21 protein-coding genes are annotated in these 19,558 nt (G+C 56.6%); 13 read left to right on the forward strand and 8 right to left on the reverse strand.

Features of this window, described 5'->3' with window-relative positions; translation table 11 throughout:
• Window positions 1–9: 9 nt before the first annotated feature.
• The 6 genes from fabG to KGZ66_10435 form a co-directional block, all read right to left on the reverse strand.
• On the reverse strand, window positions 10–741 hold the full coding sequence (fabG, locus tag KGZ66_10410) for a 3-oxoacyl-[acyl-carrier-protein] reductase (GenBank protein ID MBS3985995.1): 732 nt from the start codon (window positions 739–741) through the stop codon (window positions 10–12).
• Window positions 738–1,673, reverse strand: coding sequence for an ACP S-malonyltransferase (fabD, locus tag KGZ66_10415; GenBank protein ID MBS3985996.1), 936 nt, complete (start codon window positions 1,671–1,673; stop codon window positions 738–740). The genes fabG and fabD overlap by 4 nt, the downstream gene beginning before the upstream one ends.
• On the reverse strand, window positions 1,661–2,596 hold the full coding sequence (fabK, locus tag KGZ66_10420; protein ID MBS3985997.1) for an enoyl-[acyl-carrier-protein] reductase FabK: 936 nt from the start codon (window positions 2,594–2,596) through the stop codon (window positions 1,661–1,663). Before fabK ends, fabD begins: the two co-directional genes overlap by 13 nt.
• Before the next feature lie 4 nt (window positions 2,597–2,600).
• On the reverse strand, window positions 2,601–3,590 hold the full coding sequence (locus KGZ66_10425) for a ketoacyl-ACP synthase III (GenBank protein ID MBS3985998.1): 990 nt from the start codon (window positions 3,588–3,590) through the stop codon (window positions 2,601–2,603).
• A 120-nt stretch (window positions 3,591–3,710) separates the two neighbouring features.
• Complete coding sequence (locus KGZ66_10430) at window positions 3,711–5,147, reverse strand: putative DNA binding domain-containing protein (GenBank protein ID MBS3985999.1); 1,437 nt, start codon at window positions 5,145–5,147, stop codon at window positions 3,711–3,713.
• Window positions 5,148–5,397: 250 nt separating this feature from the next.
• Window positions 5,398–7,182, reverse strand: coding sequence for an ABC transporter ATP-binding protein (locus KGZ66_10435; GenBank protein ID MBS3986000.1), 1,785 nt, complete (start codon window positions 7,180–7,182; stop codon window positions 5,398–5,400).
• 197 nt (window positions 7,183–7,379) lie between these two features.
• Between KGZ66_10435 and spoIIID the strand changes: the two genes are divergently transcribed.
• The 12 genes from spoIIID (at window position 7,380) to KGZ66_10495 (ending at window position 17,008) form a co-directional block, all read left to right on the forward strand.
• A complete protein-coding gene (gene spoIIID / locus KGZ66_10440; protein MBS3986001.1) occupies window positions 7,380–7,634 on the forward strand; it encodes a sporulation transcriptional regulator SpoIIID in 255 nt (84 codons plus the stop codon).
• A gap of 66 nt (window positions 7,635–7,700) precedes the next feature.
• Complete coding sequence (locus KGZ66_10445; protein MBS3986002.1) at window positions 7,701–8,729, forward strand: rod shape-determining protein; 1,029 nt, start codon at window positions 7,701–7,703, stop codon at window positions 8,727–8,729.
• Between the two features lie 5 nt (window positions 8,730–8,734).
• Window positions 8,735–9,193, forward strand: a complete 459-nt coding sequence (gene fabZ / locus KGZ66_10450) for a 3-hydroxyacyl-ACP dehydratase FabZ (protein MBS3986003.1) — start codon at window positions 8,735–8,737, stop codon at window positions 9,191–9,193.
• Window positions 9,178–9,876, forward strand: a complete 699-nt coding sequence (locus KGZ66_10455) for a response regulator transcription factor (GenBank protein ID MBS3986004.1) — start codon at window positions 9,178–9,180, stop codon at window positions 9,874–9,876. The genes fabZ and KGZ66_10455 overlap by 16 nt, the downstream gene beginning before the upstream one ends.
• Complete coding sequence (locus tag KGZ66_10460) at window positions 9,869–11,578, forward strand: HAMP domain-containing protein (GenBank protein ID MBS3986005.1); 1,710 nt, start codon at window positions 9,869–9,871, stop codon at window positions 11,576–11,578. The genes KGZ66_10455 and KGZ66_10460 overlap by 8 nt, the downstream gene beginning before the upstream one ends.
• 92 nt (window positions 11,579–11,670) lie before the next feature.
• Complete coding sequence (locus tag KGZ66_10465) at window positions 11,671–12,501, forward strand: PstS family phosphate ABC transporter substrate-binding protein (GenBank protein ID MBS3986006.1); 831 nt, start codon at window positions 11,671–11,673, stop codon at window positions 12,499–12,501.
• A gap of 23 nt (window positions 12,502–12,524) precedes the next feature.
• Window positions 12,525–13,382: a phosphate ABC transporter permease subunit PstC gene (gene pstC / locus KGZ66_10470; GenBank protein MBS3986007.1), complete on the forward strand. Its 858-nt coding sequence runs from the start codon at window positions 12,525–12,527 to the stop codon at window positions 13,380–13,382.
• 1 nt (window position 13,383) lies between these two features.
• Window positions 13,384–14,223, forward strand: a complete 840-nt coding sequence (gene pstA / locus KGZ66_10475) for a phosphate ABC transporter permease PstA (protein ID MBS3986008.1) — start codon at window positions 13,384–13,386, stop codon at window positions 14,221–14,223.
• A gap of 5 nt (window positions 14,224–14,228) precedes the next feature.
• Complete coding sequence (pstB, locus tag KGZ66_10480) at window positions 14,229–14,981, forward strand: phosphate ABC transporter ATP-binding protein (protein ID MBS3986009.1); 753 nt, start codon at window positions 14,229–14,231, stop codon at window positions 14,979–14,981.
• 12 nt (window positions 14,982–14,993) lie between these two features.
• A complete protein-coding gene (phoU, locus tag KGZ66_10485; protein MBS3986010.1) occupies window positions 14,994–15,644 on the forward strand; it encodes a phosphate signaling complex protein PhoU in 651 nt (216 codons plus the stop codon).
• A 133-nt stretch (window positions 15,645–15,777) separates the two neighbouring features.
• Complete coding sequence (gene udk / locus KGZ66_10490) at window positions 15,778–16,410, forward strand: uridine kinase (protein MBS3986011.1); 633 nt, start codon at window positions 15,778–15,780, stop codon at window positions 16,408–16,410.
• A 34-nt stretch (window positions 16,411–16,444) separates the two neighbouring features.
• Window positions 16,445–17,008: a thymidine kinase gene (locus KGZ66_10495; protein MBS3986012.1), complete on the forward strand. Its 564-nt coding sequence runs from the start codon at window positions 16,445–16,447 to the stop codon at window positions 17,006–17,008.
• On the opposite strand, the gene KGZ66_10500 is transcribed toward KGZ66_10495, so the two are convergent.
• Both KGZ66_10500 and KGZ66_10505 read right to left on the reverse strand, forming a co-directional pair.
• Window positions 16,966–17,685 (reverse strand): hypothetical protein, encoded by a 720-nt coding sequence (locus tag KGZ66_10500; GenBank protein MBS3986013.1) that lies wholly within the window; start codon window positions 17,683–17,685, stop codon window positions 16,966–16,968. The genes KGZ66_10495 and KGZ66_10500 overlap by 43 nt on opposite strands.
• A gap of 60 nt (window positions 17,686–17,745) precedes the next feature.
• Window positions 17,746–18,393: a CPBP family intramembrane metalloprotease gene (locus tag KGZ66_10505; GenBank protein ID MBS3986014.1), complete on the reverse strand. Its 648-nt coding sequence runs from the start codon at window positions 18,391–18,393 to the stop codon at window positions 17,746–17,748.
• Between the two features lie 121 nt (window positions 18,394–18,514).
• Here KGZ66_10505 and KGZ66_10510 point away from each other — a divergent pair, with 121 nt between their 5' ends.
• Window positions 18,515–19,348: a DegV family protein gene (locus KGZ66_10510; protein ID MBS3986015.1), complete on the forward strand. Its 834-nt coding sequence runs from the start codon at window positions 18,515–18,517 to the stop codon at window positions 19,346–19,348.
• Window positions 19,349–19,558 lie beyond the last annotated feature (210 nt).

Genomic DNA, 19,558 nt, shown 5'->3' on the forward strand with positions numbered 1-19,558 from the left:
CTTTCAGGGTCATATGTTCATGCCGCCATCAATGGAGAGCACTTGCCCGGTGATGTAGTCTGCCTGAGGTCCGGCCAGGAACCCGACGGCAGCCGCTACGTCCGCGGGAGAGCCCGCACGGCGGAGGGGAATAGCTTCTAAGAGGCCAGCCTTAACTTCGGCCGGCAGGGCGTCAGTCATGGCTGTTTCAATAAAACCGGGCGCAACGGCATTACAGGTTATCCCACGACCGGCCAGCTCTTTGGCCAGGCTCTTAGTCAGACCGACTAAGCCCGCCTTCGAGGCGGCGTAGTTAGCTTGTCCGGCATTGCCACACAGGCCGACTACCGAGGAAATGTTGATGATTTTGCCGCTCCGCTGTCTAAGCATCACTTTGGCGGCCGCCCGGCTTACCAGGAAGGCCCCGGTTAAGTTAACGTCAATCACAGCCTGCCAGTCCGCTAACTTCATGCGCAGCAGCAGCGCATCGCGCGTAATGCCGGCATTGTTGACAACTACGTCAAGGCGGCCATAGCGCTTGAGAATCTCGGCAAGCATGGCCTCGACCCCGGATTCGTTGGCCACGTCAGCCATTACGGCAAGGGCACCACCGCCGTTGCCGGAGAGCTCCTGCACTAAGCTTTCTGCCTGTGCTCGATTGTTGCTGTAATGCACCACAACCACAAACCCAAGGCGAGCGAGCTCGCGGCAGACCGCCAGACCGATGCCTCCCGTTCCGCCGGTAACGAGGGCAACTTTCATGCTAATGCCTCCAGTAGCTTATCAAGTCCCGCCTTATTTTCTATGCTTAACGCCTTGACTTCTTTGTCGATGCGCTTAACAAACGAAGCCAGTGAATTCCCCGGGCCCAGCTCGACGAAAGTACGGTACCCGTCGGCAAGTAAGCGGCGAATGGAATCTTCAAAGTGCACCGGCCTACTGACTTGTGCGACTAACAAGTCTGCTAGCTTTGCATCCGTGTGGTAGTCTGCAGTTACGTTGCTAACTACCGGTAAGCGAAGCGGTGTAAAGTCGGCCTGCGCCAAAAACGCACGCAAAGCTTCCCCGGCGCCCTGGAGGAGGGCGGTATGGAACGGTGCACTTACCGGGAGCTTTACCGTCCGCTTGGCACCGAGTGCGGCGCACTTGCTTAGCGCGGCATCCACGGCAGCCGCCTCGCCTGCTATGACTACTTGCCCCGGGCAATTGTAGTTAGCGATGGCCACTAGGCCAAGTCCTAGTTCCTGCACATTGGCGCAGGTCTGCTCAACTAGTTGTGTCTCTAGTCCCATTACCGCCGCCGCGGCGCCGTAACCTATGGGCACCGCCGCCTGCATGAGCCTGCCGCGCTCGCGTACCAGGCAGACCGCCTTCTCAAAGCGAAGTGCGCCGGCTGCTACCAGAGACGCATATTCGCCTAGCGAAAGCCCGGCTGTCGCTGTCGGTGTAATGCCATGCTTCTCTAATACACGCAGCAGAGCGACGCTTGTAGTTAGAATCGCCGGCTGTGTAATCTCTGTCTGCGCGAGCTGCTCCGCTGGGCCACCCCAAACTACATCGCGCAGAGAAAAACCAAGGGCCCGGTCCGCCTCGGCAAAGACCTCCGCCGCTTCACCAAACTGCCCGGCAATCTCCTTGCCCATGCCGACATATTGGCTACCTTGACCGGGAAACAAAAACACTAGTTTTTCCATATGCCCCTCCCAAGTAACCTCTCCGTTTGTTCGACTAGAGACAACATCAGTTCTTGTGTCGAGAGAATGCTCTTAACCAGCCCTGCCGACTGCCCGGCCATTAACGAGCCCTTGTGGACGTCTCCCTGCTCGAATGCCAGTCGCAACCTGCCCGCGCCCAGCTTATGTAGCTCCTCTTCATCGGCGCCTTGGCGCTCTAGGACTGCGATTTCGCGCGTCAGTTGATTCTTTAGCGCGCGCACGGGGTGGCCAATTGAGGCACCGCAGATTATGGCATCGCGGTCGCCTGCCGCGACGATAGCCTCTTTGTAGTTCGCATGGGCTTCGCATTCGGTGGTGCAGATAAAGCGCGTGCCCAACTGCACGCCTTCTGCGCCTAGCATGAGCGCAGCGGCGATGCCGCGTCCGTCGGCGATGCCTCCGGCGGCGATTACTGGTACAGTTACAGCGTCGACTATCTGGGGGACCAAGGCCATGGTAGAGATCTCGCCGATATGCCCCCCGGCCTCGTTGCCTTCGGCGACAATCGCGTCCGCCCCCATGCGCTCCAGCCGCCTAGCCAAGGCAACGGAGGCCACCACGGGAATAACCTTGCATTCCGCAGTCTTAAAAGCCTCCATGTAGGGACCTGGGCTTCCGGCACCGGTGGTAACTACAGGCACGCGCTCTTCGACGACAACCTGTACTACGTCTTTGACCGCCGGCGACAACAACATTACGTTTACGCCGAAAGGCATGTCTGTTAGCCTACGAATTTTCCTGATTTCCTGCCGCACCCATTCGCCCGGTGCGTGGCCGGCTCCCACAATGCCAAGGCCGCCCGCATCGGAGACGGCTGCGGCAAGAGCTGCTGTTGCCACCCACGCCATGCCGCCTTGCATAATCGGGTACTTAGTACCGAGCAGCGTTCTTACTCTGTCCATACCCTTAGCGCACCTGCCATTCCAATAAGCAGGAGCCCCACGTGAGCCCGCCGCCAAATCCCACCAGCATAACCTTGTCGCCCGTTCTAAGCCTCACTGCGCCAAACTCTTCGTGCAAAGCAACAGGAATCGACGCAGACGACATATTGCCATATCTGTCAAGATTTACAGCGATTTTCTCCGGCGATAGCTTTAGTCGCTTAGCGAAGCCCTCGATAATGCGTAAATTCGCCTGATGAGGTATGTAGTAGTCGACCGCCTCAAAGCCGAGCCCCAGTTTGGCAAGCAGCTGTCCGCACGCCTCCTCTACTATCCGCACGGCGAACTTGTACACCTCTTGACCGTTCATGTGCACGTAGTGGCGGCGGCCGTTTACAGTCTCCAGCGAAGCAGGCAAGCGCGAACCCCCGGCGGGTAGTGTCAGCACATCGCCCGCCGTGCCATCAGCCCCGAGGTGTACCCCTAGTATGCGAGGCCCATTTCCATCCGCGCTTACGACGGCCGCACCCGCGCCGTCGCCAAACAAGACGCAGGTATTGCGGTCTTGCCAGTTTACAATGCGGGACAGCGTCTCCGCGCCAACTATTAAGACATGCCGCCAACTGCCAGACTCTATAGCCTGCTTGGCAAGCTGTAGCCCATACACAAATCCCGTACAAGCCGCGCCTAGGTCAAAAGCAATTGCGTTATGTGCACCTAACTGGCCCTGAATAATACACGCCGTAGAGGGGAACAACATATCTGGAGTGACTGTGCAAACAATAATCGCGTCAAGGTCTGCGGGTTGTAGGCCTGCGGCTTCAATCGCTTGCTTGGCTGCCGGGTAAGACAAGTCCGAGGTAGCCTGCTCCGGCAGAGCGATGCGGCGCTCCCTGATGCCGGTCCTGCTCTCTATCCACTCTGCCGTGGTGTCTATGACACTTTCTAGCTCCTTGTTCGTCAAGACACGTGTCGGCACATACGCGCCGGTGCCTGAGATCACTGCTGTAGGCACGATACACCTCCCATTTCGTTTCACATGTTGAAATATCCCTGTGCACACAATGTGCACAGGGATATTATACTTACTCGGCGAGCGTTTGTCAACGAAGCAAAAAGCTCCGTCCCTTTTGCTTCACTTGGTGACAAAGCGCTGGTAACGGCTGCGAGGTCTTTCGGGCATCGTGAGGCGAATTTTCCCGGCATCAATTAGGGGCTGCACTAACTTGGACATCGTGTAGTATTGCGAGAATCCGGTAAAGCGGGTCAGCTCATCCCTCGACCTCGGAATGCTGCAAAACGTCAGTAACGCTGCCACCTGGTCGTGGCTTGCTTCTCTAATCGCCGCATGTAAGTTGTTTCTGAATGTGACGACGAACTCACCCCTTTGGGCTGCAAAAAGCGGTGCAGGCAACTTGGCCTGATCACATTCTCTGCGGATTGTCGGGATGCCTGAATATCGATTCTCTGTAACGGAAAGAAGTTCCAGTATGTTAGCAAGAGTCGGGTTGCGGGTGTCAGGACGCACCTTGCCAAGAGAATCGATGGAGATGTTCCCATATAGTCCGCCGCTGTTTGTCACCTCCATGCGGTCGCTATACATGACGATACGCACTGGGACAGATTCGGAGTGGATGCTGTAATCTCGATGCACGAGCGCGTTTAGGATGGCCTCGCGAACCGCCAAGGGAGGAAACTCTGGTCTGTCAACTCGCTTGCCGTCATCCCCAATGACGGTTGTTAGTCGTCCATTCCTTCGCACGAAGTCCACAGCAGCCTCTAACATGTCGGGTATAGGGCCCGTGATTCGCTGATTGGCTATGAAACGCTCGCCGGCAGTACCGGTATCCCCCATGCTCGTCCCGGGGACGACGACTGCCGTGATGCACAGCTGCGGAAAGTTTGCCTGGGGATAGTGAGACAGCGCCATGAGGCCAGCTAGTGTAGGGGTTCCGTTCACCGTCACGCCCATAAGCTCCAAAATGCCCTCATCAGATACGTTGTCGGCAATATTCCTTCGGTCGAGCTTAACTGCCCTTAAGTATCGCTCCACACGAGTGGGGTCAAAAAATGACAGTCTTGCACTAACCACCGGCCGTAGGTCGTCACGGATACGTTTTCGAAAGGCGTCGAAGCTGTATATCTCATATTCACTCATCAGATCATTAGACTCCCCGACGCGAATGTACGATCCCTTGTTCCGGCCGACCCCTCTGTAATAGACTGGACGTTGGTCGGCGTCGACACTTGGTATTTCAGCCGCGACGACATGGTGCCCGTCTATCGTCGCAATGGTGAACAATGGGCGAACGATGGGCTCCATCTGTTTGCACTGCTCGGTAACCTTCCTCTGCAAGTCGTGCGGATCATATACGCCAACAGCACTAAAGCCCGCGCGCTCATCAAGACCAAACACAATCACCCCACCGTCATCTTGGTTAGAGAATGCGGACAATGTGCCGAACAGGCGAGTAGGGCAGCCATCACGGGCAGACTTCACCTCGATGCCCTGTGATTCGGTCTTCTGCGCTTGGATTTGATGCACCAAATCGACTAGCTCCTCAACCTGCATCTTCCCACCTCCTACCACTATTATGACAACAATGCGGCAAAAATACAACAGCAAACGTTATTTTACGCAACAACAGTCCAAATTAACGCAACAACAGCGCGAAATAACGCAACAACAGGCCAACTTGAACCACATTGTTGCGTTAACTGAGTTTATCAACGAAGCAAAAAGCTCCGTCCCTTTTGCTTCACACCCATTTCCGAAAAAATGCTCAGTAGCCCTCCGGCGAGGAAACCAAACCAAAGTCCCTTCATGCGCACACCTCCGCCACATCACTTTGGCAGAGCACTTTTCCATGCTCAAATAGGCTGGCGTAATGTCCCTGTCGTGCCAAGAGCTCGGCGTGCGGCCCTGCCTCGACCACGCGCCCTCCATGTATAACGGCGATGCGATCCACGCGACTTAAGAGATGCAGGCGATGCGTGACAATAATCTTGGTCGACGGAAGGCGCAATATGCAGTCTGTCACCAACCGCTCCGTTTTCATATCGAGCGCGGCCGTCGCTTCGTCTAAGAGCAAAACCGCGGCTCCGCGCAAAATGGCTCGCGCCAACGCTATCCGCTGTCGCTGCCCGCCCGATAGGGTACCCCCGCCCTCGCCTATAATCGTGTCGTAGCCCTGCGGCAGTGCCTTAATAAACTCGTCCGCTCCGGCCTGTGCGGCCGCCGCCCGAATATCTGTCTGCGTGGCGTCAAGATTGCCTAACCGGATGTTCTCTGCGATTGAGGTCGGCAAGAAGAAGTCATCCTGCGGGACATACGCCATATGCCGGCGCACGCAGGCGATTGACTCGGCGTCTAAGGCTTGACCGAAGCAAGAGACGACTCCGGCACTCGGTTGCCTAAAGCCAAGCAGGAGCTCCAGTAAGGTGCTTTTGCCCGCGCCGCTCGCCCCCACGATGGCTAACGCCTCTCCGGTTCGCACCTTGAGGCTGAGCTCGCGCAACACGTCAGTCGCACCCGTAAACCCAAACGATACCCTATCGAATTCCACTGCGTACTCCAGAGCGGCAGGCGGAGGCGGGCAGACCTTAGGCGGTAATGGCTCCACAGGCAGCTCCAGGACTTCCAGTACTCGTTCCGCCGCTTCACTGGCCGCTTTAATGTTTGCCAAGCTCTGCGCCACTCCCGAGAGCGGCCAGGTCAAGGCATTAAGCAGGTTTAGCAGTACAAAGAGCTGCCCTAAGCTCAGTCTGCCTGCGATAACGTCAAGCCCGCCTACGCCAAACAGCACGAGAAAAGGCACGACCGAGAACACTGTCATGGCTGCGTGCATCTGGCCCCGCAGCAAGGCGAGCTTAGCCGCATTGCCTACGGCGCTTTCCTGCAGGGCACTCATCCGTGCAACAAGGTAGTCGCGCATATTGTAGACCTTGGCAATGACTATTCCGGCCACCGTATCTTGCGCGAGAACATTCACCTTAGCTATATCGCTTTGCCATAACTTGAGGACCGCACCCATGCGCCCGCCTAGCCAAGATGCGACAAACATCATGAGCGGCGCCATCGCCACCGTCAGCAATGTAACTTTCCATGACACGAGCAGCATTACCACCAGCGAGGCGACAAAGCCTAAGCTGCCTTGTGCGAGGTTTGGCAGGTGGCGCGCGAAGGCCGACCGCACGACTTGTGCGTCATTGCTAAGGCGAGAAACATACTCCCCGCTGTGCGTTTGTTCGAGCGCAGGGATGCGAGCCCGGCCAAGGTGCATGGCCACTTGCGCGCGCAGGCCGTGCATAACGCTCTCCGCGAGTTCTCCGGTAAGCAGTTGCCGCAGTAGCAAAGCAATGTCTCCGCCAACCCAAACCAAAACTAACAGCAAAAACGTCTGCCCAAACGCCTCTCTGTCGGCAAGGATGCCTACATCAATAATTGCCCCAAGCTGCCGAGCTAAGAGCACCCCCAGCGCCACTTGCAGAGCGATAACCAGCAACGCCCCAAGCGCTGTGATTCTATGCTGCCTGACGTACCCCCATAGTGCTTGCTGCCCTCGCCTTGGTTCCTTACTTGCTGCCGCCCGAGGTTTCCCCTGCATGTGCTACCCCCTTAATTTACAGACGTCTTCTGAGTGCGCGTCGTCATGCCCTCCAAAATATTCTACATCTGACCCCCTCTACCTGCCGGCAAATGAAAAATTAAGCGAAGCAAAAAGCTCCGTCCCTTTTGCTTCACATATACCTGCTTCCAGCTCATATATGTTAAGTGAAGTAGTGAGCTACGGGGGGCGGGAGCGTGAATGACCACATCTACGAGCGGGTAGTGGAAATTGCACGGTACGTGGCAGCCACTAAGGCTACCGTGCGGGCTGCGGCCGACCATTTTGATGTTTCTAAGTCGACCGTACATAAGGACCTGACAGACAGGCTAAAAGCCATTAACACCGGCTTGTATGAAGAAGTGGCGGAAGTATTAAAGTTTAATAAGGCCACCCGGCATCTGCGCGGTGGCGACGCAACTCGCCGCAAATACGAGCGCGGCAACGCATAAACGCGCAGGAGAATCCCCCTGCTTAGTAGAACTAACCCCTTTGACAGATGGCAAGGGGGTTTTCGTGTGTGGTTTAGGGGCAAAGACATCGGCATTGACCTAGGGACAGCAACGGTACTGGTTTATGTGCGTGGGAAGGGCATAGTACTTAATGAGCCCGCTGTCGTCGCGATTGAGCGCACGACCAACAGAGTTTTGGCCATTGGCGAAGAAGCGCGCAAGATGATTGGGCGCACGCCTGGGCATATCACGGCGGTGCGGCCGCTGCGCGAAGGTGTGATTGCTGACTTTGACATCACAGAGAAAATGCTAAAACACTTTATCCTCAAGGTGTGCGGGGCGAACCCCCTGTTTAAGCCACGCGTAGTCGTGTGCGTTCCTTCCAGTATCACTAGCGTAGAAAAGAGGGCAGTCGAGGACGCGGCTACTAACGCCGGCGCTAAGGAGTGCTACTTAATCGAAGAGCCGGTGGCGGCAGCGCTAGGAGCCGGCATAGACATATGGAAGCCGCACGGGAGCATGGTGCTAGATATCGGCGGCGGCACGACTGATGTGGCAGTTATGTCTCTAGGCGGCGTGGTCATCAGCGACTCCGTGCGCATAGGCGGCGATAAGTTCGACGAGGCCATGGTGCGCTATGTCAAGAAGCGCTACAACCTCTTAATTGGCGAGCGTACCGCCGAAGAGATTAAGATTAACGTCGGCACGGTCTTCCCTACGGGCCGCAACGCCAGCATGGAAGTGCGGGGGCGCGACCTTGTTTCGGGGCTACCTGCTTCTGTAACCCTGACTTCACTGGAGTGCTTAGAGGCCTTTGCCGAGCCTACCAACAACATTGTGGCCTTAGTGCGCACAGTGCTCGAGCGTTGCCCGCCTGAACTTGCCGCCGACATTGTGGACAAGGGGATTATTATGACAGGTGGCGGCTCGCTCCTAGACGGCCTAGACAGACTTATCGCCGAAGTTACGCAGGTGCCCTGCAACGTCGCCGATGACCCGGTCTCTTGCGTAGCGCATGGCACAGGCAAAGCCTTAGAGAACCTCGATGTTCTGCGCGGTGCCGTCAGCGCTTCTCACCGCGACTTGCGGAGGTAATAATCATGGACAAACCACTGGGTGCGCGCGAGATAATGGAGATAATACCGCATCGCTATCCTTTCCTCTTAGTTGACAGTATCGAATACGTAGTGCCGGGCGAGCGGGCCGTGGGCTACAAGAACGTTACCGCTAACGAGCCCTACTTCGCGGGGCACTTCCCAAACTACCCGGTCATGCCTGGAGTACTAATAGTCGAGGCCTTAGCCCAAGTCGGGGCTGTAGCTCTGCTGTCTTTGCCCGAGAATAAGGGACGCCTAGCGTTTTTTGCCGGCATCGACGGCGTGCGCTTTCGTCGCCAAGTCTTCCCCGGCGACCGTTTGCGCTTAGAAGTGAGCATCTCATCTATGAAAATGGGTATCGGCAAGGGGGACGCAAAAGCCTACGTCGGCGAGGAGTTGGCCGTCAGCGGACAGCTGATGTTTGCCCTGGCAAAGGAGGAGTCGTCATCCGCAGAATCTTAATTGTCGACGATGAGGAGAACATTCGTTCCGGCCTCAGTTATGCCCTCAAGCGTGAAGGCTTCGAGGTTTTTGCGGCCGACAACGGTTCGGAAGCCGTAAGGCTTGCGCTTTCGGTTGCTCCGGACGTAATTCTGCTTGACCGCATGCTACCGGGGCTAGACGGTGTAGAAGTATGCCGTCAGATTAGAGCGCAAAGCAGCGTGCCCATCATCATGGTTACGGCGCGCGACAGCGAGCTCGACACGGTAGTCGGTCTCGAAGTAGGCGCCGACGACTACATAACCAAGCCCTTCTCGCTCAACATTCTGCTGGCGCGCATCAGAGCGGTGTTGCGCCGCGTAGAGGCAAAGACGTCTCGCGAGTCTGCAACTGAGGTTGGCATCAGCTACGGGCCATTCACCTTGTATCCCGAAAAGTATGTCGCGCTGTGCGAGGGGGTGGACCTAGAACTAACCCCTAAGCTGTTCGAGCTGTTTCTCTTGCTGGCTAAGAGCCCGGGTCGCGTATTTACGCGCGATTTTCTCTTGGAGCGAGTCTGGGGCATCGATTATGCCGGGGAGACCCGTACGGTCGATGTGCACATCACTTGGTTGCGCAAAAAGCTAGAGCAGGACCCCAGCGAGCCGCGCTACCTCCTAACTGTGCGCGGCGTGGGCTACAAGTTAGCTGAGCTCCATGCCTAAGACCTTGGCCGGGCAGTGGGTATTGCTTACGCTGGTAATCCTCACTGTTTCGCTTGCCTTTATGGGCAGTTGGCAGTTAGCACAGTATCGCCAGCTTGTTATTGGCCGTGTAACCGAGGATTTAACACGACAGGCCTATCTGGCCGAGCAGATAGTGCGAGCGGGTGCCGCCGCAACCGAGGCACAAGTCCTGGCCATGCAGGTGCGCGCCGCCACGGCAGCGGAAGTGGCACTCATCTCACCCACGGGGCTTGTACTAGCCGACACTAGGCGGGCGCCGCATACGCTTGGAAACCAGCTAGACAGACCGGAGGTAGCCCAAGCTCTCAAGGACGGCGTCGGCGTTGATACGCGTGCCGACGAGCTACACGTGGCAGTTTTATCGCGCTTCGCGGACGGCACCCCCAAAAAGATAGTTCGCCTGTCGCTCGGCCTACACGAGGTAGATGCCGCATTGGCACGCGTGCGCCTGCAAGTGACGGCGTGGGGCATCTTGGTCATCTTGCTCGTCACTGTAGTATCTATGGCCTATGTCGGAAACATCGGCGAGCTCTTGCGCGGCATGACAGCAGTCGCCGGACGCATTGCCCGCGGACAGACCTCGGAGCGCGCGTCAGCGGAAGGGCCGGAGGAGACAAGCGACCTGGCACGCTCGCTTAATGCCATGGCCGACAGCCTGCAGCTAGAACTGCAACATGTGCAGATGTCTGCCGAGCGCTTAGGCGTGGTGCTCGGCTCAACGCGTGACGGCGTAGTGCTTATCGACAAGCAAGAGAACATCGAGCTACTTAACGCCGCCGCCGAGGCTATGCTCGGGTTTAAGGCAGCCGCTGCCGTGGGGACGCGCGACTCTCTGCTCGAGCGGTACCCAGACCTCGCCTCGCTCCTCAGGCAGGCGCGCCGGGATCGCATCGCCGTAAACCGGCGCGTGTCGCTTAGCGGCACGGGTGCCGGCGTAGTGCGCGCCGCAGTAGTGCCGCTCGTATCCGGGCGTATTCTCATCACGCTGCAGGATTTGACCGAGGTGTACCGCGCGGTAGACGTGCGGCGCGATTTTGTGGCTAATGTCTCGCACGAGTTGCGCACGCCGCTTACGGCCCTAGCGATTATGGTCGAAAATCTCCTGCGCGGGGCAATCGACGAGCGGGAAGTAGCAGTGGATTTTTTGCGGCGTATGGCAGGGGAAATAGACCGGCTCACGAAAATGGTAGTTGAGCTCTTATTGCTTTCGCGCCTTGAGAACGAACGCGAGCAGTTAATTAAGAGCGAGTTTCAGGTAAGCGAGTTAATCGCAGAAGTTATTGAAGACCTGCGCGGGCTCTTTGCAGGCAAAGAGCAGCGCATAAAGCATGTCGCGCGGCCAACCGTAGTCCACGCCGACCGGGCAAAGCTTAAGCAGGTGTTTATTAATCTGCTGGACAACGCCATAAAGTTTTCTCCCGCCGGAAGCGCAATTACGGTAGAGGTAGAAGAGCTGGCCTCCGGCGTGAAAGTGGCGGTTAAGGACGAAGGTCCGGGCATTCCCGTGGAGCATCTGCCGCGCGTCTACGAGCGCTTCTTTAAGGGGTCCGCGGCGCGGGGCGGGGGCACCGGGCTTGGCTTAGCCATCGTCAAACACATCATAGAAGCCCACGGTGGGACAGTGGCGGTAGAGAGCAAGACCGTCGGGGGAGCGACGTTTGTTTTTGTCTTGCCTTTTTAACATTGTTTTAACACTATCTTGTCCTTATCTTAGTGTGCGCGCAGTATGCTTCCCCCTGTGCGCATTAACAAATAGGCACGAGGAGGATTACCGTGAAGAAGCTTCTATTAGTAGTTTTGGCGTTCGCTGTTGCTTTGGTTGCCATAGGCTGTCAGCGCGAAAAGACCGTAATCGACGTTAACGGCTCCGACACCATGGTAAATATGGGGGCAGCGCTAGCCGAAGAGTTTATGAAGGCTAACCGCAACGTCGAAGTTGTAGTCTCCGGCGGTGGTTCCGGTACCGGTATTGCAGCCCTAATCGACGGCAAAGCCGACATTGCGCAGTCTTCGCGCGATATTAGGGAGAGCGAACGTACCAAGGCGCAAGCGCGCGGCACACTGCACGAGATTATCGTAGCCTGGGACGGTTTGGCGATTGCCGTACACCCCTCTAACCCGGTCAAAGAGCTAACCATGGGCCAGTTGGCAGCAATTTATAAAGGCGAAATCACCAACTGGAAGCAGGTTGGCGGCAACGATGCAGCCATCGTCCTGTTATCACGTGATACTACGTCCGGTACACACGTCTTCTTTAAGGAATTTGTGCTTGATAAGGCCGAGTTTGCTCCCGCCACGATGATGATGCCTTCTACCGAGGCCATCGTGCAGGAATTAGCGCAAAACCAAAACGCTATCGGCTACATTGGGCTTGGCTATGTTCGCCCAACCGTCTCAATTCTTGGCATTAAGGCGGACGAGGCCTCCCCGGCAGTAGTAGCTTCGATTGAAGCCGTGCTGGATCGCTCGTACACCTTAGCTCGCCCCCTGTTCTTCTACGTCATCGGCGATATCACCGGCGACCTCAAAAAGTTCATCGACTTTGTAGTCGGCGCTGACGGGCAAAAAATCGTGCGCGACTTAGGCTTCGTGCCGGTTAACTAAAGCAATATCTAGGAGGGTCGGCTGTGCCGTACCAACAGAAGCTAGTCACCTTGGCGGGATACACTGTCCTGCTCTTGACCGCCGCGATATTTCTGTTCGTTGCGGCACAGGCGTGGCCGTTCTTTCGGGAACAGGTTGATCTCAGTTTCTTTACTGGAGACCGGTGGTTACCGGTCTCCACTCCGCCTTCTTTTCAGATTCGCGGCTTTCTTGTCAGCTCGCTGATGATTACGTCCATGGCCATCGTAGTCGGTTGCCCGATTGGCATTCTCTCGGCCGTAAGTCTAGCCGAGCTACTGCCGCGCCACGTTAGCGTGCTCTTGCGCTCCGTGTTCGAAATGACGGCCGGCATCCCTTCGGTAGTATGGGGATTTTTAGGGCTGACAGTGATTGCGCCGTTCGTGGCACGTGTCTTTAACTTGAACACGGGGCTAACCGGGTTTTCGGCCGGACTGGTCTTGAGCATAATGGTCTTGCCCACCTTGGTTAGCCTTGCGGACGAGGCGCTGCGGGCCGTGCCCCGCGAGTATGCCGAAGCGTCCTACGCTTTGGGCGCAACGCGTTGGCAGACCATTTGGCGCGTTATTGTCCCCGCTGCGCGGAGCGGCATTATCGCGGCCGTGTTACTGGCCATGGGGCGAGCCATCGGTGAAACGATGACCGTCCTGATGGTCGCCGGGGGAAGGCTCACGACGCCGGGCAGCATCTTCGAGCCGATGCGCCCGATAACAGCCCTTATTGCCGCCGAGGTCACTAATGCGGCGCGCCACAGCGAGCAGTACCACGCCCTCTTTGCCGCCGGGCTCGTGCTGTTTGCCATCACCCTTGCGGTTAACGCCATTGCCGCCGCAGTAATCGTCGGCAGGAAGGGAGCGGCTTAAGATGCGGCAAGCATACACCCTGCCAGAGCTGTTCCTACTTGGCGCCCTAGGCTTAGCGCTCTTGCCACCCCTAGCGGCAGTGCTCTACATCTTCATCCGCGCTGCCGGCGGCATTTCGCTGGAGTTTATCTTTGCTATGCCTGCACAGCGCGGCATTACCGGGGGCATACTGCCGGCGATAGTTGGGACATTGTGGCTGCTCTTTGGGACGACGCTCATCGTGTTACCCGTCGGCGTAGGGGCTGGCGTTTACCTTGCGGAGTTTGCGCCACGCAACCGCCTCACGAACCTGCTGGAAATGGCCCTCATCAACCTCGCGGGCGTGCCTTCGGTCGTGTTTGGCTTGTTTGGCTATGCGCTCTTTGTGCTTATCCTAGGCTTCGGCTCGTCGCTCTTGTCGGCCTCCCTTACCTTATCTGCGCTTACGCTTCCCTTGGTCGTAACCGCAACGCGTGAAGCGCTGCACGGCGTGCCGGGGTCGTTTCGCGAAGCGTCCCTAGCGTTAGGAGCCACCCGCTGGCAGGCTGTGTCGACTGTGACCCTACCTTGCGCCCGAAGCGGTATCCTTACGGGAACATTGCTGGCTTTGTCGCGCGCTGCGGGCGATACCGCCACTATATTGATTACCGGCGCGGCGTTCTTTTTGCCACGGCTCCCTACTTCGTTCACGAGCCGATTTATGGCGTTGCCCTATCACCTGTACATTTCGGCGACCCAGCTTCCCGGTATGCCGCCCGAGCGCATCTGGGCCACGGCCGGGGTATTGTTATCCATAGTGCTGATTATGCAGGTTAGTGCGACCCTGTGGCGGGAGAGGGAAAGGAGACTTAAGAAGTGGTAGAGAACATGCATAAAGTTAGTCTTAAGGACGTATCGATTTTCTACGGCAAGCTGCATGTCGTAAAGCACGTGTCAGCCGATTTTCCCGAGAAGGAAATCACAGCAATTATTGGGCCTTCCGGCTCCGGCAAATCCACACTTTTGCGCTCGCTTAATCGCATGAATGACCACATCAGCGGCATGCGCATCACGGGCGAAGCCATAATTGACGGCCAGAATATTTATGCTAACGGGGTAGACGTCGTGGCGCTGCGCCGCAAAGTAGGCATGGTGTTTCAGCGTCCGAATCCCTTTCCTAAGAGCATCTACGAGAATGTGGCCTACGGACCTAAGCTGCAGGGCTTGCGCAGTAAGGCCGATCTCGATATTATAGTTGAAAACTCTTTGCGCCAAGCTGCACTCTGGGAAGAAGTCAAAGACAGGCTGCATGTCTCCGGCTTTGACCTCTCCGGCGGCCAGCAACAGCGCCTGTGTATTGCCAGGTCGCTTGCCGTAGGGCCCGAAATTCTCCTTATGGATGAACCGGCTTCCGCGCTTGACCCTGCAGCTACCGCCAAGATTGAGGAGCTTATGCTTACGCTTAAGCGAACGCTCACAGTCATCGTAGTTACGCACAACATGCAGCAGGCGGCAAGAGTATCGGATCGCACGGCGTTTCTCCTAGGCGGGGAACTCGTAGAATATGATGCCACCAGGAAGATTTTTACTACACCACAAGATAGGCGCACCGACGATTACATCAGTGGGAAAATGGGATAGGGAGGTTCTGCCATGCTACGTCAAAGTTTTCAAAAGGAGCTAGACGACCTCCATGCGCGGCTATTAGCCATGGGTGGGCGCATCGAGCAAATGCTGCATCTTGCCCTCGAGGCCCTGCGGACGGGCAATGAGCAGGCGGCTAACCAGGTCGAGGAAATGGAGCTTGTCATCGACGAGATGGCGGCCGAGATTGATGCGGTGGCTATCGAATTAATCGCCAAACAGCAGCCTGTCGGACAGGACCTCAGGCGCATTATTGGAGCTATGCGCTTAGCTGTAGACATGGAGCGGGTCGCCGACATCTCGACTAACATTGTCGAGCAATCTCGCCTTTTGCCGCGGCCTCTCATTAAGCCGCTTATTGATATTCCTAAGATGGTAGACGTAGCCGCGGGTATGCTGCAGGACTCACTCAATGCCCTGATTAATTCGGACGTCAACCTCGCCATTGATGTCTGGAAACGCGACGATATCGTCGACGAGCTATGCGATCGCATTATTGTCGAGTTGCGCGGGATGATGACCGCCGACGGCTCAATCGTGCCGAAAGCCTTGCCGCTCCTTATTATTGCCATTCAAATCGAGCGCATTGCCGACCATGCTACAAACCTAGCGGAATCCGTTATGTTTATCGCTACCGGGAAGCGCGTAGTCACACTTTAAGTCTCAGATTTTGTTGCAGATTCTCTGCCTATAATGTAAGGTAGACGACGGGTAAAGCAAGCACCCGTCGTCTATTGTTTTTTTGCAGGATAGGCCGGGCAGAAAGCGAATTAGAAACTAAGAGGTGTGTAACATGCCATACATCGTGGGTATAGCGGGCGGCACCGGTTCGGGAAAATCTACGTTGGCGGAGCGCATGATAACCGGTTTTGTCGGGCAGGCGCTCCTGATCCGCCACGATAACTACTACCGTGACCAATCTCACCGTTCCATGGAAGAGCGCATTGTCCAGAACTACGACCACCCGGAAGCATTTGAAGATACGCTGCTGACGGCGCACCTCAGCGCACTGCGCGAGGGCAGGTCGGTCTTTGGCCCGCTCTATGACTTTTCTACCCACACCCGCAGCGAAAAAAAGCAGCTGCTTGAGCCGCGTGACTTAATTGTGGTAGAAGGGATTTTGGCCTTGCACAATCCCGCCCTGCGTTCTCTCTATGACCTTAAGGTCTTCGTGGACACCGACGCGGATGTGCGCGTGTTGCGCAGATTAACGCGCGACATGATGGAACGCAGCCGCAGTATGGAGTCAGTAATCGACCAGTATCTATCTACTGTTAAGCCCATGCATGAGCAGTACGTCGAACCCAGTAAGAGATATGCGGATGTAATTATCCCCGAGGGAGGCCTTAACCCCGCTGCGTTGGCGTTAATAGCTTCGCGGCTGCGTCACGCGCTAGAAGCAGCTGCCACCATGCGGGGTGATTAGAGGGAAGCACAAGGATTAGACAGGGGGATGCAGCATGAAAGGTTATCTCGAAGTAATCTGCGGCGGCATGTACAGCGGTAAGTCCAGTGAACTTATCCGCCGCGTCAATCGCGCTAAGTACGCGCGCAAGCAAGTGCAGCTCTTTAAGCCTACGCTTGACGGTCGCTACCACGCCACGCAGGTTGTCGCGCACGACAACCGCAACCACGCGGCCCAGGCAGTGGCCAACGCGGCGGAGATACTGGCACTGGTCGACGCTAGCACTGATGTAGTCGCAATTGACGAGATTCAGTTCTTCGCCGCAGACGAAACGGTTAAAGTCGTACACGAACTTATGTTGCGTGGGAAGAAGGTCATCGTCGCGGGGTTAGACCTAGACTTCGCGGGCAGACCCTTTGGGGCCATTCCGCACCTTTTGGCCGTAGCAGACGAAATCGACAAGCTGCGCGCTATCTGCATTAAGTGCGGTAACAAGGCCTATATCAGTCAGCGTCTAGTTAACGGCGAGCCTGCCTCGCTGCGCGACCCACAAATCCAGGTCGGCGGAGTAGAGGCCTACGAAGCGCGCTGTCGGGCCTGCTGGGAAGTTAAGGACTGACCGGCCGTAAGCTGCATCTTCCACTGTCTGCACAGGGCATCTACACAAAGTACCATAGCTACAATTCCCGCCAAAATTACCCCGACGTTTGGCCAGAGCTGAAACTGAATGTTGGCGTACAGCAGCTCGCCGATGCCGCCGGCACCGACTAATCCTAACACTGTAGCTAGGCGGATGTTCGTCTCTAGGCAGGTGAGGCTTCGGTCAAGCAGATTCGCCGAATTGCCCGTAGCAAAGCGGCCTAGCGAATAGAGCGTGAGGGCTGTAAGTCCGGCTGTCGGGCCGGCCCCTAAGCCACGCACGAGCACGAGGGCCCACACCAAGGCGTGAACTGCCCCTACCCCGCGAAGACACATATGTATCACGCGACTCACACTAGGCGGCAGGACGACGCTCGCACGCACCCAGCCGCTAAGTATAACCGCCCCCGTCGCTATCGCCGTGCTGAGCAGCGCAATCAGCAGACTCTCGCTCAGCTCGCCGCTGATGCGCCCGAAATAGCCAAAGTTAGGCGGGAACATTTGCATAACGACGCCCAACATGGCGCGCGGGCCATCTGCAAGCTGGGCCCATCCGCCTGTAAATCCGGCACCGCCCCAGCGCAGCCCAATCAGCATAGCGCCTACTGTCAGGGCTATCAGTCCATGGCGTTTGAGTAACGACAGCAGGTTTCCCAAGCACATCTCTCCTCGATCGTGGCCTGCGCACAACTCTAGCTCTGCGCAGTAGCAGAATAACTACTGAGTTTTGATATTTACGAGTGCATGAGTCACTATCGACACCCATAACCTTCCGGTGCCGAGGCTAAGGGCGCTTTTGTCATTTTGTGGAGCGTACAATAAGCAAAGGAGAAGTCCACTCACAAATGCCTGCAAAAAGTTGTCGTGGCGCAAACCGAAAATGACCGTACTAAGCAATATCGCCGGCCATCTCTTCGGCATATATTCCGACAATCTGCGGAGCAGGAAGCCTCTAAATAGCAGTTCCTCGGCCAGAGGAACTGTGACCACGCTGGTGAACATGTCGGACTGCATTGGAAGAAACAGCATGTTGAGCTTGTTCAGGCCTCCGTCAAACAAAAGTCTAATCAAAAAGCCTACCGGCACAATAATACCCATGGGAAGTGTCTTGCGTGAATCGTTGGTGCCCCACAGCCAGACACTCCCCCATGATCTGCGTCTATAGACAAGCAGGACATAGGCGATAACAAACACACCATGTAAGGTTCGCGTCACATTATTGGCAAAAGTAAGGTTAGTTAGTTCAGGCAATCTAGGAACTAATGCCATGCAGGCCAACGGAATGATAACCGCACCAACGACGCTTATGAGTATGTACTCGCCAATAACTAATAGAATGTTATGCAAGCTATTTCTTTGTAGCATGTCGTCCCCCTATATAACAGCGCTACCTAATTTAGTATATCAAGCTCCGGACGGTAACACAAGGCAAGCGCGACACTCTTCTCTCACTCCTCCGTCTAGACAAACGAAGGGGTGATTTTTCTTGACAAAAATAGTCGTAGACAGTGCGCTCAACATACCGACCGACCTACTTAGCAGATTCGGCATCGGCGTTGTGCCTGTCAGCCTCACCATTGACGGTAAGAGCTACCGCGAGGGAGTAGACGCAACGCGGGCAGAACTAATCTCGCTTATCGGCCGCTCCGACGCACTCTCGACTTCCCAGCCCTCACCGGGCGACTTCCTCGAAGTGTACGACCGGCTCGGCGGCGAGATTGTCTCTCTGCACATCACGGCCAAGGCGAGTGGCACCTACCAGTCGGCGGTGATGGCCGCCGGCATGACCAAGGCCAAAGTCACCGTCGTCGACACTGCCAACGCCTCCATGGGTGGCGGATGGCAGGCCATAGCGGCTGCGCTGCTCGCGGAGAAAGGCGTCTCGGCAGCCGAAATCGCCGCCAAAGCAGAGGCAGCTAAAAGAGAGACCTCGACGTTCTTATCGGTGCCCACTATGAAGTATCTCTCGCGCAGCGGGCGGGTCGGCTTAGCCAAAGCCCTCTTGGCGTCACTTCTCTCCGTCAAGCCGATTATGACGTTTAACGACGGCGTCGTCGAGGTCGTGGCGCGCTCGCGCAGCATGACCGGCGCCTGCAAGGAAATGGCCGGCTTGCTTAAGGACAAGTATGGCGCAAAACCCGTGGCCGTGGCCGTAATGCACGCCGACGACGTGGCTCTCGCACAGCAGTTTCAGGAGCTCCTGGCTAAATCTCTAAATGTCAAACTGGCACTTACCACAGACCTTACTGCCTCGCTCGTGGTACACGGCGGCCCCGGCACCATCGCCACCTCCGTCATCCCCTTTGAGTACGTCGAGTAAGAAGCAAAAGGGAAGCAAAAGGGACGGAGCTTTTTGCTTCACAACCGGCTCCCAGCTCGAGGCAGCAGGAAGCTATCCTGCTGCTTTCTGTTTTTGAAGTCGCTTACCGCTCACCGCTTACCGCTAACCGCCCACGGCCCCCCACAAGCGACAAGCGACCGGCGTCCTGCGACATCGCCTTGCACAAGCGACAAAAACGCCAAGCAATGT

The sequence above is a fragment of the Selenomonadales bacterium genome, from assembly GCA_018335585.1.
Lineage (GTDB): Bacteria > Bacillota > UBA994 > UBA994 > UBA994 > UBA994.

What these genes read in the sequence shown, in the direction of transcription:
- phoU (MBS3986010.1), top strand. Translation starts at nt 14,994, where the DNA reads ATGCTACGTCAAAGTTTTCAAAAGGAGCTAGACGACCTCCATGCGCGG.
- fabD (MBS3985996.1), bottom strand. Translation starts at nt 1,673, where the DNA reads ATGGAAAAACTAGTGTTTTTGTTTCCCGGTCAAGGTAGCCAATATGTC.
- pstA (MBS3986008.1), top strand. Translation starts at nt 13,384, where the DNA reads ATGCGGCAAGCATACACCCTGCCAGAGCTGTTCCTACTTGGCGCCCTA.
- fabK (MBS3985997.1), bottom strand. Translation starts at nt 2,596, where the DNA reads ATGGACAGAGTAAGAACGCTGCTCGGTACTAAGTACCCGATTATGCAA.
- KGZ66_10430 (MBS3985999.1), bottom strand. Translation starts at nt 5,147, where the DNA reads ATGCAGGTTGAGGAGCTAGTCGATTTGGTGCATCAAATCCAAGCGCAG.
- KGZ66_10495 (MBS3986012.1), top strand. Translation starts at nt 16,445, where the DNA reads ATGAAAGGTTATCTCGAAGTAATCTGCGGCGGCATGTACAGCGGTAAG.
- KGZ66_10460 (MBS3986005.1), top strand. Translation starts at nt 9,869, where the DNA reads ATGCCTAAGACCTTGGCCGGGCAGTGGGTATTGCTTACGCTGGTAATC.
- KGZ66_10505 (MBS3986014.1), bottom strand. Translation starts at nt 18,393, where the DNA reads ATGCTACAAAGAAATAGCTTGCATAACATTCTATTAGTTATTGGCGAG.
- fabZ (MBS3986003.1), top strand. Translation starts at nt 8,735, where the DNA reads ATGGACAAACCACTGGGTGCGCGCGAGATAATGGAGATAATACCGCAT.
- udk (MBS3986011.1), top strand. Translation starts at nt 15,778, where the DNA reads ATGCCATACATCGTGGGTATAGCGGGCGGCACCGGTTCGGGAAAATCT.
- pstB (MBS3986009.1), top strand. Translation starts at nt 14,229, where the DNA reads ATGCATAAAGTTAGTCTTAAGGACGTATCGATTTTCTACGGCAAGCTG.
- fabG (MBS3985995.1), bottom strand. Translation starts at nt 741, where the DNA reads ATGAAAGTTGCCCTCGTTACCGGCGGAACGGGAGGCATCGGTCTGGCG.
- KGZ66_10435 (MBS3986000.1), bottom strand. Translation starts at nt 7,182, where the DNA reads ATGCAGGGGAAACCTCGGGCGGCAGCAAGTAAGGAACCAAGGCGAGGG.